Genomic DNA, 15,852 nt, shown 5'->3' with positions numbered 1-15,852 from the left:
CTGGCGGTGTCGCGACGTTCCATCCGTCCCTGCCAGCAAGGAGTCGTTCATGACCAGCACCACCGACGGCTCGGCCACCGCGACCTGCCCGTACTGCGGCTGGCCGGACCGCGCCGAACCCTTCTCCGTCGTTTCCCGGCACTCCACCGCGACGGGCCGCACCACGTGGACCCGCTGCGGCTGCGGTTCCCTTCAGGTCCGGGTGGTCGACGACTCCGGCATGCGCATCGTCTCGCGCAGCCGCCCGGCCGCCGCTCACAGCACCTGTGCCGCCTCTTCGGCCCGGTAGGACTCTGCGCGGCGGACGCCGGAGCAGTGGACGGCACTTGAAGGCGCAGCCGGGCAACAGCATCGGGCCACGCCTGCCGGAGCAGGCGTGGCCCGATGACGTATCCCCTCGCCTCGCGGCGATCCCCGGTCAGCCGGAACCGTTCGACGCCGCGCCGACGAGGGATTCCGACCCGGCGGGACGGGCGAGAGCCGGCACCGGCAGCTCGCGAGGCGTCCGGCGTGCCTCCCGCAGACTGGGGACGGGTACGGCCGGGACCAGCGGGGCGCGTTCGGCGGCGCGGGCCCGCCACGAGAACCAGATGATCTTTCCTCCGGCGCCGGTGGCGCAGCATCCCCAGCCGTCGCTCAGCGCCGCGATCTGCGCCAGGCAGCCCTGCGGGGCGTTGTGCGGGCGGATGTCCTGGTTGTTGTCGGACACGGCCGCGATCAGGTGCTGGCCGTTCCACCACATCTCGATGGTCGTGTTCTTGTCCGGCGCGTGCTCGTCGATGGTGTGAAGCAACGCTTCGGCACAGTGGCCGACGGGCTCGACGAGCGTGTCCAGATCCCAGTACCGAAGGTGGGCGGCCAGAATGCGCCTGACCTGTCCGACCCGTTCCGGGCTGACCTCCACGTCGAGGCAGTAGTAGCAGGGCACTGCAGCTTTCATTGTCGTTGGCTCCTCGCTGGCGAAGCTCCCGCTTCCCCCGCGCCCTTGCGGACCGGGCCCCGAACACGAAGCGTGAGCGGTGATCGCTCCTGAGTCAGTCCCAGAGTGCGAGTGCTACTCCATTCGTGCAACACGAGAGCGGCCCGGAAGGACATCCAGCTAGTTGAAGACCCAACAAGACGCTGGGTGTCCGCGCGGGCACCATGGGTGAAGGTTCGCTCGCGATCACTCGCGGGTGCCCCTTCAGTGCGCGACCGGCGCGGACCGTCCGGGCCAACCGTGCGCACCCGAGAGAGTGGGAAGGTGACCAGCACGATGCTGCTGCCTGCCAAACCCGAGGTCGCCAGACATCTGGAGCGCTACCGGGCCTGGGAGCGCCTGCTGCTCGCGGCCCCTACCGATCACACGGTGCGGGGCTACTTCGAGAACACGGGATACACGCTCTGCGTGCTGATGGGGAAGCGCTGCGCACGGGAGGCGGCGGACGCTGCCGAGCACTATCTGCGGGTGAACTTAGCCTCGCCCGTCCGGACGTACGGCGGCGGGCCCCGCGACAGCATGGTCGGCGGGCGCAGATGATCTCTGCGGCGCATCCGGGCTCGATCTCTGCGGCACCTCCGGGCTCGCCGACGCAGATGTGACCCACGCAGATGTGACCGGTGTGGTTCTTCAGTGCACACAAGGCCGAGGGCGGCGGAGGCGAAACACATGGATGCAGAGCAGACCGGCAGCCGTATCCCGATCGTGGACGTCCATCCGGTCGTCGACTGCGGCAGACGCCCGGCGAAGGCCGTCACCGGCGAGACCTTCCGCGTCACCGCCACGGTTTTCGGCGAGGGCCACGAGGCGGTCGCCGCCAACGTCGTCCTGCGCGACCCGATCGGCCGCCCCGGCCCGTGGACCCCGATGCGGGAACTCGCTCCGGGCACCGACCGCTGGGGCGCCGACGTGACGGCCGGGAAGGTGGGCCGCTGGACGTACCAGGTCGAGGCGTGGAGCGATCCCGTCACCGCCTGGCGCCACGCCGCCCGGATCAAGGTCCCGGCCGGTATCGACACCGGCCTGATGCTGGAGGAGGGCGCCGCCCTGTTTGAGCGCGCCGCCGCCGGCGTACCGAATCCCGTGCAGCGCACGGCGGTCCGGGCCGCGGCACTCGCCCTGGGCGACGACTCCCTGGCGCCCGCCGCCCGTCTCGCCGCCGCCTTCGCCCCGGAGGTGACCGCCGTTCTCGCGGAGCACCCGCTGCGCGAACGGCTCACCCGGTCTGCGCCGATGCCGCTACTGGTGGAGCGTGAACGGGCGCTGTACGGCGCCTGGTACGAGTTCTTCCCGCGTTCCGAGGGAGCGGTGGTCGAGGAGGGTAAGCCGCCGGTCAGTGGCACCTTCCGGACGGCCGCGGAGCGGCTGCCGGCGGTCGCGGCGATGGGCTTCGACGTGGTGTACCTGCCGCCGATCCACCCCATCGGCACCACCTTCCGCAAGGGCCGGAACAACATCCTGTCCCCGGGTCCCTACGACGTCGGTGTGCCGTGGGCGATCGGCTCCCCGGAGGGCGGGCACGACGCGATCCATCCGGACCTGGGCACGATCGACGACTTCGACGCGTTCGTGCAGCGGGCGAACGACGAGGGTCTGGAGATCGCCCTCGACTTCGCGCTGCAGTGCTCGCCCGACCATCCGTGGGTGCAGAAGCATCCGGAGTGGTTCCACCACCGTCCGGACGGCACGATCGCGTACGCGGAGAACCCGCCGAAGAAGTACCAGGACATCTACCCGATCGCCTTCGACGCCGACATGCCCGGCCTGGTCGCCGAGACCGTACGGCTGCTGCGGTACTGGATGGACCACGGCGTACGGATCTTCCGCGTCGACAATCCGCACACCAAGCCGGTGGTGTTCTGGGAGCGGGTCATCGCGGACATCAACCGCACCGACCCCGACGTCATCTTCCTGGCCGAGGCGTTCACCCGGCCCGCGATCATGCAGCGGCTCGCGGCGGTCGGCTTCCAGCAGTCGTACACCTACTTCACCTGGCGCAACACCAAGCAGGAGCTGACCGAGTATCTGACGGAGCTGTCCGGCGATAGTGCCGCGTACATGCGGCCGAACTTCTTCGCCAACACCCCCGACATCCTCCCTGGTCACCTTCAGCGGGGCGGGCGAGCGGCCTTCGAAGTGCGGGCCGTCCTTGCCGCCACCCTCTCGCCCACGTGGGGGATCTACGCCGGCTACGAGCTGTGCGAGAACGCCCCGGTCGAGGAGGGCGGCGAGGAGTACCTGCACTCCGAGAAGTACCAACTGCGTCCGCGCGACTGGGCGTCGGCCGCGCGCGAGGGCAGGACCATCGCGCCGCTCATCACGGAGCTCAACCGGATCCGACGGCGCCACCGCGCCCTGCACGGACTCAGGAACCTCCACTTCCACGATGCCGACAACGACGCGCTGATCGTCTACAGCAAGCGCACGGGTACCGACACCGTTGTGGTGGTGGCCAATCTCGATCCCCGGCACACCCAGGAGGCCACGGTCTCGTTGGACATGCCGCAACTCGGCCTGGACTGGGGTGAGTCGGTTCCGGTACGCGACGAACTCACGGGCGAGACCTACATCTGGGGCAGGGCCAACTACGTACGTCTGGTGCCGGGTGGTGCTCACGTCCTCGCCCTCGGCAGCACGTCGCAGAGCGGAGGGTCACCCACAACATGATCGTCAACGAGCCCGTCCCGGACACCTTCGAGGACACGCCCGCCAAGGACCGGGACCCGGAATGGTTCAAACGCGCCGTCTTCTACGAGGTGCTGGTCCGCTCCTTCCAGGACAGCAACGGCGACGGCGTCGGCGACCTCAAGGGCCTCACCGCCAAACTCGACTACCTGCAATGGCTCGGCGTCGACTGCCTGTGGCTGCCCCCCTTCTTCAAGTCCCCCCTGAGGGACGGCGGCTACGACGTCTCCGACTACACCGCTGTCCTGCCCGAGTTCGGCGACCTCGCCGACTTCGTCGAGTTCGTCGACGCCTCCCACCAGCGCGGCATGCGCGTCATCATCGACTTCGTCATGAACCACACCAGCGACCAGCACCCGTGGTTCCAGGAGTCCCGCGCCCACCCCGACGGACCCTATGGCGACTACTACGTCTGGGCCGACGACGACAAGCAGTACCAGGACGCCCGCATCATCTTCGTCGACACCGAAGCGTCCAACTGGACCTTCGACCCGGTCCGCAAGCAGTACTACTGGCACCGCTTCTTCTCCCACCAGCCCGACCTCAACTACGAGAACCCGGCCGTGCAGGAGGAGATCATCTCCGCGCTGCGGTTCTGGCTGGACCTGGGCATCGACGGCTTCCGCCTCGACGCGGTGCCGTATCTCTACCAAGTAGAGGGAACGAACTGCGAAAACCTTCCGGCAACGCACGAGTTCCTCAAGCGGGTCCGCAAGGAGATCGACACGCAGTATCCGGACACGGTGCTGCTGGCGGAGGCGAACCAGTGGCCCGAGGACGTCGTCGACTACTTCGGCGACTTCCCCTCCGGCGGCGACGAATGCCACATGGCCTTCCACTTCCCCGTCATGCCCCGCATCTTCATGGCCGTACGCCGTGAATCGCGCTACCCCGTCTCGGAAATCCTCGCGAAAACCCCGGCGATCCCCAACAACTGCCAGTGGGGCATCTTCCTGCGCAACCACGACGAACTCACCCTCGAAATGGTCACCGACGAGGAACGCGACTACATGTACGCGGAGTACGCCAAGGACCCGCGCATGCGCGCCAACATCGGCATCCGCCGCCGCCTCGCCCCCCTGCTCGACAACGACCGCAACCAGATCGAACTCTTCACCGCCCTGCTGCTCTCCCTGCCCGGCAGCCCGATCCTCTACTACGGCGACGAGATCGGCATGGGCGACAACATCTGGCTCGGCGACCGCGACGCCGTCCGCACCCCCATGCAATGGACCCCCGACCGCAACGCAGGCTTCTCCTCCTGCGACCCCGGACGGCTGTTCCTGCCCACCATCATGGATCCCGTCTACGGCTACCAGGTCACCAACGTCGAGGCCTCGATGTCCTCGCCCGCGTCACTGCTGCACTGGACCCGCCGCATGATCGAGATCCGCAAGCAGAACCCGGCCTTCGGACTCGGCTCCTACACCGAACTGCAGTCCTCCAACCCGGCAGTGATCGCGTTCCTGCGGGAGTACAAGGACGACCTCGTCCTGTGCGTACACAACTTCTCCCGCTTCGCCCAGCCCACCGAACTGGACCTGAGCGCCTTCAACGGCCGCCACCCGGTCGAACTGATCGGCGGCGTCCGCTTCCCCGCCATCGGGGAACTCCCGTACCTGCTCACCCTCGCAGGCCACGGCTTCTACTGGTTCCGGCTCCGTCCAGCCCTCTCGCACGCCGGCAGCGGTCCTCACCGCATGCCCTGACCCACCGCTGACCCGGCTCTGAAAGGACGCGTCGCCATGCCGAAGACCGCGCTGCAGCGGGAGTACGGCCGCACTCCCGCCGCCCTGCCGTCGACCTCGCTCGTCGAGCTGTTGCGCGGATGGCTGCCCCGGCAGCGCTGGTTCGCGGGCAAGGGCCGACGTGTCACCGGTCTGACGATCCTGTCGAGCACCGAGCTCTCCCCCGGCTGCCTGCACCTTCTGGTCCGTGCCGAGCACCTCGGTCCGCCCGCGCACGGCGGGACCGCCGTTCCCGCACCGGCTGACTGGTATCAACTGCTGCTCGGTGTACGGGAGATGCTGCCGTCTCGTCTCGCTCCCGCCTTCATCGGCCGTGTGAGCGTGGGCCCGTTGAACGAGATGGTCGTGTACGACGCCCTGCACGACCCCACGGCGGCAGGGCTGCTCCTTGAGCGGCTGCGCAGCCCTGGATCAGTCGGTCCCCTGCGCTTCGAGCGTGACGCACGAGTGACCCTGCCCGCCGGTCTCACCGCACGCCTCCTCGATGTCGAGCAGTCCAACACCTCGCTGGTGTACGGCGATTCGTTCATTCTCAAGGTGTTCCGCCGCGTCCAGCCCGGCATCAACCCGGATCTCGAAGTGCCCTGGGCACTGGCACGGCAGGAATGCTCCCGCGTACCCGCACCGGCGGCGTGGTTTCGGACCTCGCAGCCACAGGAGGCGACGCTCGGCGTGCTGCAACCGTTCCTGCGCGATGCCGAGGACGGCTGGACCCTGGCGCTCCGATCACTCACCGCGGGAGAGGAGTTCGGCGACCAGGCCCACGCGTTGGGACGGGCCACCGCCGAAGTGCATTTGGCGCTCGCCTCGGCTTTCCCCGTGGAGGTGCCAAGTCGAGCTGAACGCAGGCGACTTGCGGTGGCGATGAGTGAACGACTCGACGCCACCGCCCGTTCGGTCGCGGAGCTTCAGCGGTACGCGTCCGGGTTGCGCGGCGCCTTCGACGCGGTCGCCCGCGTCGGCACGTCCCGTCCCTCGCAGCGGATCCACGGCGACCTCCATCTCGGTCAGCTGCTGTGCACCGGACAGCAGTGGTCCCTCATCGACTTCGAGGGCGAACCGGCCCGCCCCCTCGCGGAACGCCGTCGCGCCCAGTCCCCCGTGCGGGATGTCGCGGGCATGCTGCGCTCCTTCGACTACGCGGCACGCTCCCGCCGGCCGTGGCGACCGGAGTGGGCGCAGCGCTGCCGGGACGCCTTCTGTGCGGGGTATGCCGCCGGGGCGCACTGGGATCCACGCGAGGAGCCCGAGCTGCTCCGCGCGTACGAGACAGACCGGGCCGTGTACGAGGTGCTGTACGAGGCGAGACACCGTCCCGACTGGCTGCCCGTGCCGATGGCGGCCGTCAGGCGCCTCGCCGAGAACCGTGAAACGAGCAAACCTTGAAGCCCGTGAAGCCCGTGAAATCGACCCTTTGCCCATCCGAGGAGGACGCAGCCGTGGCAGCTCGCACCGTCGCCGTAGGCAGACGCCGGACGGCGTCGCCGGACGCCGCCTTTCCGCTGGACGCCACAGACCGGGGGCGTCTGCTGTCGGGCGCCCACCACGATCCTCATGCCCTGCTCGGTGCGCATCCGGTGGCGGGCGGGGTCCTGTTCCGTGTGCTGCGCCCCTGGGCCCGGACCGTGGCCGTAGTGGTGAACGGGCTGCGTACCGCATTGAAGGACACGGGCGACGGTCTCTTCTCGGGTGTGCTCCCGTTCGACGCGATCCCCGAGTACACGCTGTCGGTGACATACGGGAGCGACGCGTACGAGGTGCACGATCCGTACCGATTCCTGCCGGCGCTGGGTGAACTCGACCTGCATCTGATCGGCGAAGGGCGGCACGAGGAACTGTGGCGTGCACTGGGCGCCCATCCGATGACCCATGAGGGCGTCCTCGGCACCCGCTTCACCGTATGGGCCCCGAACGCCCAAGGGGTCAGGGTCAGCGGCGACTTCTGCCACTGGGACGGCACCGGCTACCCGATGCGCTCGCTCGGTTCGACCGGCGTCTGGGAGCTGTTCCTTCCCGGCATCGGTGAGGGAACGCTGTACAAGTTCGACATCACCCGCCCCGACGGCACGCACACGCTGCGCGCCGACCCGATGGCCCGGCGCACCGAGGTGCCTCCGGCGACCGCGTCCGTCGTCACGCGCTCGTCGCATGTGTGGCGGGACGAGGAGTGGATGGCGTATCGGGTGAACCGTCCGCTGCACGAGGCGCCGTTCTCGGTGTACGAGGTCCATCTGCCCTCCTGGCGGCCGGGACTGACCTACCGCCAGCTTGCCGATCAGCTCCCGGCGTACGTCGCCGACCTGGGCTTCACCCACGTGCAGTTGATGCCGGTCGCCGAGCACCCCTTCGGCGGCTCCTGGGGCTACCAGGTCACCGGCTTCTACGCCCCCACCGCCCGCCTCGGCACTCCGGACGACTTCAAGTACCTGGTCGACGCGCTCCATCAGGCCGGTATCGGTGTGCTGGTGGACTGGGTGCCCGCGCACTTCCCGCGCGACGACTGGGCGCTCGCCGAGTTCGACGGACGGCCCCTGTACGAGCACGAGGACCCGGCGCGCGCCGCGCACCCCGACTGGGGCACCCTGGAGTTCGACTACGGCCGCCGCGAGGTCCGCAACTTCCTTGTCGCCAACGCCGTGTACTGGTGCGAGGAGTTCCACATCGACGGCCTGCGCGTCGACGCCGTCGCCTCCATGCTCTACCTCGACTACTCGCGCGAGCCGGGCCAGTGGGCACCCAACGAGCACGGCGGCCGGGAAAACCTCGACGCCGTCGCCTTCCTCCAGGAGATGAACGCCACCGTCTACCGGCGCAACCCGGGCGTGGTCACCATCGCCGAGGAGTCCACCGCCTGGGACGGCGTCACCCGGCCGACCGACGACGGTGGGCTCGGCTTCGGCATGAAGTGGAACATGGGCTGGATGCACGACTCGCTGGTCTATGCGTCGAAGGACCCGGTCCACCGCAAGTACCACCACAACGAGATGACCTTCTCGATGGTGTACGCCTACAGCGAGAACTACGTCCTGCCCATCTCGCACGACGAAGTCGTCCACGGCAAACAGTCGTTGGTGTCCAAGATGCCCGGTGACTGGTGGCAGCAGCGGGCCAACGCGCGGGCCTATCTCGGCTTCATGTGGTCGCATCCGGGCAAGCAACTCCTTTTCATGGGGCAGGAGTTCGCCCAGGGTGCGGAGTGGTCCGAGGCCCATGGTCCCGACTGGTGGCTGCTCGACCCGGCTTACGACGCCGAGCCCGACCACCGCGGCGTACGGAACCTCGTCCGCGATCTTAACGAGGTCTACCGTTCCGAACCGGCCCTGTGGGAGCGGGACACCGATCCCGCCGGGTTCGCCTGGATCGCCGGGGACGCCGCCGACGACAACGTCTTCGCCTTCCTCCGCTTCGACGCCGAGGGCTCCCCGTTGCTGGCGGTGTCGAACTTCTCGCCTGTCGTCCGGCACGAGTACCGGCTCGGGGTGCCGGACGATGTCGCCGGGTGGCGGGAGGTGTTGAACACCGACCTCACCCGCTACGGCGGCAGCGGAGTCTGCAATCCCGACCCGGTCAAGGCGGAGTCGCGAGGTGCGCACGGCCGGCCCACGAGCGTCCGGTTGACCTTGCCGCCACTGGCCACGGTGTGGCTGCGGCCCGCCTAGGTTCGCCCCTCAGGCGCCCAGCGCGCCGATTTCGCCCAGGGCGTCCACATCAACCCGACGCCCTGGGCGCTGCATCGTGATCCGCACCTCTGTCACTCGCTCGACGCGACCCGTCAGGGCGAAGCCGGCTTGCCCGACGTGTCCAACCAGGTGTGGAACAGGGCATGCAGATCCTTGCCGGACAGGCGTTGCGAGAGGTGGATGAACTGGGCGGTGGTGCCATGGCCGTCGTGGTGGTCGGCTGCCCAGGTGCGCAGGATGTCGAAGAAGGTCTTGTCGCCGACTGCCGTGCGCAGCTTGTGCAGGGCCATGGCGCCGCGGGAGTAGACGGGGGTCTCGAAGATGTGGGCTCCGCTGCCGGGATTGGCCGGCGGGAACGCCCAGACGTCGCTGTCGGCCGGGCTGGCGTAGAGGGCGTCGAAGTTCTGCTGCGCGGTCTTGCCGCCGTGCTGCTCGGTGTAGAGCCACTCGGCATAGGTCGCGAAGCCCTCGTTGAGCCAGATGTCCTTCCAGGTGGTGAGGGAGACCGAGTCGCCGAACCACTGGTGCGCGCTTTCGTGGACGAGGGTTCCCAGGCTGGGCGCCCGGTCGTAGAGCGGCCGTGTCTGGGTCTCCAGCGCATAGCCGACCTGCGGCGCCCGGTCGACGACGGAACCGGCGCCCTTGAAGGGGTAGGGGCCGAAGACGCTGCTCTCCCAGGCCAGTACCGACGGCAGCTTCTTGAGTACGGGTGCCGCGGCGGTCGCTTCGCGGGGGTCGACGGCGTTGTAGACCTTGAGGCCGTCCGGCGTGGTGTACTGCTCGACCTTGAACTTCCCGATCGTGGCGGTGGCCAAGTAGGCGGCCATCGGCTCGGCGGCACGCCAGCGGAAGGTGGTGTGCCCGTGGGAGGTCCGCTGCCCGCGCAGGACGCCGTTGGCCACGGCGGTCGTCCCCTTGGGGACGGTGACCGTGAAGTCGTACGACGCCTTGTCCTTGGGGTGGTTGTTCGCGGGGAACCAGGTCATGGCGCCCTGCGGTTCTCCGGCCACGAACGCGCCGTCGTCGGTGGGGATCCAGCCGTCCAGGGAGCCGTCCGGGTCGGTGACCGGCTTGGGGGTGCCCTGGTAGGTGACGGTGACGCGGAACTCCTGGTGCTTGTGCAGGGTGTGCCGTGGGGTGACGACGAGTTCCTGTCCGTCGCGGCGGAAGTCCGCCTTGGTGTGGCCGACGGTGATGCCGGTGACCTTGAGTCCCTTGAAGTCGAGGTCGAAGCGGGTCAGTCTCTGCGTGGCGCGGGCGGTGATGACCGCCTTGCCGTCGAGGTGGCGACTGTCCGGGTCGTAGCCGAGGGTCAGGTCGTAGTGGCGGACGTCGTAGCCGCCGTTGCCCGCGAGGGGGAAGTAGGGGTCTCCCGCACCGGTGGAACCCGAGGTGCCGGCCGCCGCCGGTCCGGCCGCGGCGAGCAGCGCCGCGACGGCGACCGGAATCGTCGCCACAACGGCGTCTCGGCGAAGGACAGTTGTGCGTCTGACGGCCTTGCGCGAGCGTGAGGTCACGTGAACTCCTCCGGGGACGGCAGTGATCAAGTGCCGCTCAGCCTATGAGTCTCCTGTCCGGAAGAACCCATCGATCAGGTCAAGTTGTGTCGCCGCCAGGCCTCGATCACAGGGTCGGGGCGCCCGACGCGGTCCCAAGTGGCCGCGTTGAGCTGGACTGCGCTCACACCCAGGGCGGTGGGCCGTCGGGGATGAGCTGGTGCACGTCGAACAGGACCGCCGACTCGACGCCCAGGGCCGGGCCGGCCATCTTGGACGCCCAGGTCAGGAAGGGACCGGGTTCGAAGCCCTGCGCGCCGAGACCCTTGGTGTACTCGGCATGTGCCGCGAGGGACGCGATGCCACGTTGGAGGGGTTCGCCTGTCACGTCCACGCCGTGGGTGGGTTGTTGAGCCCCGGCACAGCAGACCATCCGGATCCCGGTCCAGGGTTCGAGCCCCTCGTCGGCCAGCTCCGGAAAGACCCAGCGGTTGCCGGTGTCGCGTGCCGCGTCCAGGGTGGCCAGGCCCACCACCCGGTGGTCCGCCTGATTCGTCATCCCCAGGACCATGCGCACGGTGGGTACGTTGGCCACCACGATCTCGGGCCGATGGCGGCGCATCGCGCGCACGATGTCACGCCGCAGAGGGAGCCCGTATTCGATCACGCCGTCACGGTGGTCGAGGAACTCGACATCGTCAACGCCGACTTCGCGGGCGCCGGCCCGCTCCTCGTTCTCGCGCAGCGGCCCCGCCTGCTCCGGGTGCATGCCGTCGATACCGGCTTCGCCCCGGGTCGCCAGCAGGTACTTGACCTCCTTGCCCTGCGCCGTCCAGCGGGCGACGGCGCCCGCGGTGCCGTACTCGATGTCGTCGGGGTGGGCGACCACCACGAGACATCGCTCCCAGTCCTCCGGCAGCGCGGGCAGGGTCGCACCATCGCCGCCTGTTTTGTCGTTTGTGGGATCCATGCACCGAATAATGGCGCTGATGACGCTTCGCGGAACAGAGGCGCGCGCCATCCGCCCCGGTGCGCCGCGGCGGGCGGCGGCCCTCGGCGGGCATCGGGGCCCCGGTTATGGTGAGGGCGTTTGCGCTCCCCCGACGGGACGGTCCGCGGCCCCGGTCGACCGCACGTCACGTCACCGCACGGCATCCACGTCGCTGCCCGGCAGCTGCCTCACGGCACGGCATCCACGCCACCGCACAGATCGGACCCACCGTGACCAGCATCCCTGATCCCTGGCCGCACACTCCCGTCAAGGTCGGACTCGTCGGCGCGGGCCCCTGGGCGCGCACCGTGCACGCCGATCTGCTCGCCGCCGGGCCCGAGACCGAGCTGACCGCCGTGTGGGCGCGGCGCGCCGAGGCGGCCCGTGAGACGGCCGCGCCGCATGGAGCGGACGTCGCCGAGAGTTTCGAGGAGCTGCTCGATGGGTGCGAGGCCGTCGCCTTCGCGGTGCCTCCGTCCGTGCAGGCCGAACTCGCCCTGCGCGCCGCGAAGGCGGGCAAGGCGCTGCTTCTGGAGAAGCCGCTCGGGCCCGATCTGGCGGCTGCGCGGCGGCTCGCGGACGCGATCGACGAAGCCGGTGTCGTGTCCCAGGTCGTGCTGACGAGCCGCTATCACCCGGCGGTCCGGCGGTTTGTGGGCGAGGCGCAACGGCTGGAGATCGTGGGGGCGCGTTCCTGCGGGCTGAGCAGCGCTTTCCTGGGCGGGGCGTTCGCGACCCCTTGGCGTCTGGAACACGGCGCGCTGCTGGACATCGGTCCGCATCTGCTGGATCTGCTGGACGCGGCCGTCGGTCCCATCGTCGGCATCCGCGGCACCGGTGATCCGCGCCGCTGGATCGAGCTGACCTGCGAGCACGAGACCGGCGCCGTCAGCCAGGCCTCGCTGTCGGGTTCCGTCGACGTCAGCCAGGGCATCACCCGCATCGAGCTGTACGGCCCGCATGCCCGTCTCGTCCACGACAGCGCCGACCTGGACTACGCCGAGTGCTGGCCCGTCCTGCGCTATGAGTTCGCCGAGGCCGTACGCACCGGCGTCTCCGGGGAGCTGAATGCCCGGCGCGGGCTGCACCTGCAGTCGCTGATCGCGCAGGCACTGGAGACCTGACCTCTGCCCACTGGGGCCCGGCGCCAGCGGGCGCGGTGCCGCCGTCAGGCCCGGTAGCGCCGAAGCGCCGGTGTCGCGGTGGCCAGGGCCAGCGTGGCGACGATGACGAGCAGGCCGCCGCCCACGACGGCCATACGGGGGCCGAAGGCGGAACCGGCCGTTCCGTGCAGCACGTCGGCGAGTCGGGGGCCGCCCGCGACAACCACCGTGAACACGCCCTGCATACGGCCGCGCATCTCGTCGGTGGCGGCCGACAGCAGGATCGCGCCGCGGAAGACCATCGAGACCATGTCGGCGACACCGGCGGCGGCGAGGAACGCCACGGCCACCCAGAGGTTTCCGCTCAGTCCGAAGCCGGTGATGGCCGCTCCCCAGGCCGCGACCGCGGCGAGGACCATGAGGCCGTGCCGACGTGCGCGCGAGAAGGTTCCCGACATCAGTCCGCCGAGCACGGCGCCGATGGGTATCGCGGCGAAGAGCAGACCGAGCGCGAGCCCCTCGCCGTAGGGCGCGTATGTCTGCGTGGCGAGCTGGGGGAACAGGGCGCGGGGCATGCCGAGGACCATGGCGATGATGTCGGCGAGGAACGAGAGCATCAGCACCTTGTGGAGTGCGATGTAGCGGAAGCCCGCGGCGACCTCCCGCCAGCCGGCTCGCCGGGATGTGACGGCTGCCAGGGGCGGCAGGGCGGGCAGGCGTGCGACGGCCCAGAGGGTCACGCACAGGGCCAGCGCGTCGATCAGGTACAGCTCGGGCAGCCCGATGACCGGGATGAGCGCGCCGGCGAGGAGAGGACCGACCACGAGCCCGGTCTGCATGACGGTGGAGCCGAGCGCGTTGGCCGCGGCCAGTTCGTCGGCGGGGACCAGGCGGGCGATGGAGGCGTTGCGTGCCGGTGCGTTGAGGCCGAAGAACGCCTGCTGGAGGGCGAGCAGCGTCATGAGGACCAGGACCGAGTCGAGTCCGGTGACGGCTTGTGCCCAGAACAGCAGGGAGGTGACGGCGATGCCGCTGTTGGTGATGAGGAGGAGCTTGCGCCGGTCCATGTGGTCGGCGATCGCCCCGCCCCACAGGGCGAAGACCACGAGCGGCAGCAGTCCGGCGAGGCTGGCGTAGCCGACCCAGGCGGAGGAGCCGGTGATGTCGTAGATCTGCTTGGGCACGGCGACGGCGGTGAGCTGGCTGCCGACGACCGTGACGACGGTCGAGGACCACAGGCGGCGGTAGGCCGGCCGGCGCAGCGGCCGGGTGTCCATCGCCCAGCGGCGCCATCCGCTGCGGGCCGGGCGCGGCGGTGCGGCCGGCCTGCCGTCGGGTTCGGCGCTGTTGTCGGTGCTGCTCTCGCTCGTGTCCACGGGCTTCCTGGTTGCTCGTTACATCCTTCGGTCGCAGGGTTCACTATCGCCGATACGGCTAGGGCGGTCCTCGGTCGGGTGTCCGGGCGGTCAGGTGTGCGCAGAGCAGACCGGTGTGTTCAGCGAGGCGTACGGCCTCAGGCCCCGGCGACCAGCAGCGCACCCATCGTGATCATCGTCGCGGCGACGAGGCCGTCCAGCACGCGCCACGACGACGGGCGGGCCAGGAAGCGGCTGAGCAGCCGGGCGCCGAAGCCCAGTGCCGCGAACCAGCAGACACTGGCGAGCACGGCGCCGAGGCCGAACGTCCAGCGCAGCGGGCCGCGGTCGGCAGCGATCGAGCCGAGCAGGAAGACGGTGTCGAGGTAGACGTGCGGGTTGAGCCAGGTCAGCGCCAGGCAGGTGAGTACGGCACGGCGCAGCGAGCCCGTCGGCACGTCCGCCGCCTGCAGGGCCGAGGGGCGCAGCGCCCGGCGTGCGGCCAGGAAGCCGTAGACGAGGAGGAAGGCGCCGCCGACCAGGCCGACCGCTGTGAGCGCCGACGGCCAGGCCACGACCACCGCGCCGACACCGCCCACGCCGAGCGCGATGAGCACCGCGTCCGACAGTGCGCAGATCGCGACGACGGCGAGCACGGCGTCGCGGCGGATGCCCTGGCGCAGGACGAAGGCGTTCTGGGCGCCGATGGCGACGATGAGCGAGAGGCCGGTGCCGAATCCGGCGGCCGCGGCGGTCAGTGCGTTGGTCACGACGTCGACGCTAGGGAGCGAACGATCAAGAGTACAGCTAAAGATTCTTACGTATCATTAGCGCTCGTGATGACGGAACTCCCCCTCGACCAGGTCCGCACCCTGCTCGCGGTGGTCGACGAGGGCACCTTCGACGCGGCGGCCGGCGCTCTGCATGTGACCCCCTCGGCGGTCAGCCAGCGCGTCAAGGCCCTTGAGCAGCGCACGGGCCGGGTGCTGCTGATGCGGACGAAGCCGGTGCGTCCGACCGAGTCCGGCGAGATCGTCGTGCGCTTCGCGCGCCAGCTGGCGCGGCTGGAGCGCGACGCCCACGACGAACTGGGCATGACCGGCTCCGGAGAGCCGACGCGCCTGTCGATCGCGGTGAACTCCGACTCGCTGGCCACCTGGTTCCTGCCGGCGCTCACGCGCGTGCCGCAGGAGCTGCGCCTGTCGTTCGAGCTGCTCCGCGAGGACGAGGGCCGGACGGCCGCCCTGCTGCGCGAGGGCCTGGTGATGGCGGCGGTGACCTCGTCGCCGGACCCGGTGACGGGGTGTTCCGTGCGCCCCCTCGGCCGTATGCGCTATCTCCCCGTGGCGAGCCCGGGCTTCGCCGAGAAGTGGCTCTGCGGTCTGGCCACGCCGCTGCGCGAGGTGATCGCCGACGCACCGGTGGTCGCCTTCGACCGCCACGACGAGCTCCAGGACCGGTTCGTGCGCACCCTCCGGCGTGGCCACCGCGCGAGCGCGCTGCGGCACTACGTGCCCACCTCGGAAGGGTACGTCGATGCCGTGGCCGCCGGGATGGGCTGGGGACTGGTGCCCGAGGTCCAGGCCGCTCCCCTGCTGCGGGCCGGGCGGCTCGTCCGCCTCGACGCGGACCGGATCGTCGCCGTTCCGCTTTTCTGGCAGCAGTGGAAGCTCGACTTCCCCGCGCTCGCCGCCGTGGCCGACACCGTGGCGGCCGCCGCAGCCTTGGCACTCGACTCCGGGCAGCGCACCTGAGAGCACCAGAAGAAAATGTGACCTGTCGCTGTGAAGCCCCCGGCACCTTCCGGTCGCAGGG

At 69.9% G+C, this 15,852-nt stretch carries 13 protein-coding genes; 8 read left to right on the top strand and 5 right to left on the bottom strand.

Going from position 1 to position 15,852, the window contains the following annotated elements; genetic code table 11:
* The first annotated feature begins 49 nt into the window (after nucleotides 1-49).
* Entirely contained in the window at nucleotides 50-289 is a 240-nt protein-coding gene (locus tag AB5J56_RS43695; protein ID WP_369241855.1) for a hypothetical protein, read from the top strand.
* Nucleotides 290-418: 129 nt separating this feature from the next.
* Here the strand turns inward: AB5J56_RS43695 and AB5J56_RS43690 are convergent, their stop codons facing one another.
* Nucleotides 419-940: a pep a2 gene (locus tag AB5J56_RS43690; protein WP_369241853.1), complete on the bottom strand. Its 522-nt coding sequence runs from the start codon at nucleotides 938-940 to the stop codon at nucleotides 419-421.
* A 315-nt stretch (nucleotides 941-1,255) separates the two neighbouring features.
* Here AB5J56_RS43690 and AB5J56_RS43685 point away from each other — a divergent pair, with 315 nt between their 5' ends.
* From AB5J56_RS43685 to glgB, 5 genes are all read left to right on the top strand, one after another.
* Nucleotides 1,256-1,519, top strand: a complete 264-nt coding sequence (locus tag AB5J56_RS43685; RefSeq protein ID WP_369243151.1) for a DUF5133 domain-containing protein — start codon at nucleotides 1,256-1,258, stop codon at nucleotides 1,517-1,519.
* 129 nt (nucleotides 1,520-1,648) lie between these two features.
* Nucleotides 1,649-3,646 carry a maltotransferase domain-containing protein gene (locus AB5J56_RS43680; protein WP_369241851.1) on the top strand — a complete coding sequence of 666 codons (1,998 nt, stop codon included), beginning with the start codon at nucleotides 1,649-1,651 and terminating at the stop codon, nucleotides 3,644-3,646.
* Complete coding sequence (gene treS / locus AB5J56_RS43675; RefSeq protein WP_369241849.1) at nucleotides 3,643-5,373, top strand: maltose alpha-D-glucosyltransferase; 1,731 nt, start codon at nucleotides 3,643-3,645, stop codon at nucleotides 5,371-5,373. Before AB5J56_RS43680 ends, treS begins: the two co-directional genes overlap by 4 nt.
* Before the next feature lie 36 nt (nucleotides 5,374-5,409).
* Entirely contained in the window at nucleotides 5,410-6,798 is a 1,389-nt protein-coding gene (locus AB5J56_RS43670) for a maltokinase (protein ID WP_369241847.1), read from the top strand.
* 116 nt (nucleotides 6,799-6,914) lie between these two features.
* Nucleotides 6,915-9,071 carry a 1,4-alpha-glucan branching enzyme gene (gene glgB, locus AB5J56_RS43665; RefSeq protein ID WP_369243149.1) on the top strand — a complete coding sequence of 719 codons (2,157 nt, stop codon included), beginning with the start codon at nucleotides 6,915-6,917 and terminating at the stop codon, nucleotides 9,069-9,071.
* A 113-nt stretch (nucleotides 9,072-9,184) separates the two neighbouring features.
* Here the strand turns inward: glgB and AB5J56_RS43660 are convergent, their stop codons facing one another.
* On the bottom strand, nucleotides 9,185-10,549 hold the full coding sequence (locus AB5J56_RS43660; RefSeq protein ID WP_369241845.1) for a M1 family metallopeptidase: 1,365 nt from the start codon (nucleotides 10,547-10,549) through the stop codon (nucleotides 9,185-9,187).
* Nucleotides 10,550-10,772: 223 nt separating this feature from the next.
* Nucleotides 10,773-11,558: a PIG-L deacetylase family protein gene (locus AB5J56_RS43655; protein ID WP_369241843.1), complete on the bottom strand. Its 786-nt coding sequence runs from the start codon at nucleotides 11,556-11,558 to the stop codon at nucleotides 10,773-10,775.
* Nucleotides 11,559-11,809: 251 nt separating this feature from the next.
* On the opposite strand from AB5J56_RS43655, the gene AB5J56_RS43650 reads away from it, so the two are divergent.
* Nucleotides 11,810-12,703 (top strand): Gfo/Idh/MocA family protein, encoded by an 894-nt coding sequence (locus tag AB5J56_RS43650; protein WP_369241841.1) that lies wholly within the window; start codon nucleotides 11,810-11,812, stop codon nucleotides 12,701-12,703.
* A gap of 44 nt (nucleotides 12,704-12,747) precedes the next feature.
* Here AB5J56_RS43650 and AB5J56_RS43645 read toward each other — a convergent pair whose 3' ends face one another.
* Nucleotides 12,748-14,058 (bottom strand): MFS transporter, encoded by a 1,311-nt coding sequence (locus AB5J56_RS43645; RefSeq protein WP_369241839.1) that lies wholly within the window; start codon nucleotides 14,056-14,058, stop codon nucleotides 12,748-12,750.
* Between the two features lie 137 nt (nucleotides 14,059-14,195).
* Nucleotides 14,196-14,807 carry a LysE/ArgO family amino acid transporter gene (locus AB5J56_RS43640; protein ID WP_369241837.1) on the bottom strand — a complete coding sequence of 204 codons (612 nt, stop codon included), beginning with the start codon at nucleotides 14,805-14,807 and terminating at the stop codon, nucleotides 14,196-14,198.
* A 69-nt stretch (nucleotides 14,808-14,876) separates the two neighbouring features.
* Here AB5J56_RS43640 and AB5J56_RS43635 point away from each other — a divergent pair, with 69 nt between their 5' ends.
* Nucleotides 14,877-15,791 (top strand): LysR family transcriptional regulator ArgP, encoded by a 915-nt coding sequence (locus tag AB5J56_RS43635; protein WP_369241835.1) that lies wholly within the window; start codon nucleotides 14,877-14,879, stop codon nucleotides 15,789-15,791.
* The last annotated feature ends 61 nt before the right edge of the window (nucleotides 15,792-15,852 follow it).

This window comes from Streptomyces sp. R21 (genome assembly GCF_041051975.1).
In the GTDB taxonomy this organism is placed as follows: Bacteria; Actinomycetota; Actinomycetes; order Streptomycetales; family Streptomycetaceae; genus Streptomyces.
Note: the sequence above shows the minus strand (reverse complement) of the source record. Positions and strands in the feature narration are given on the sequence as shown.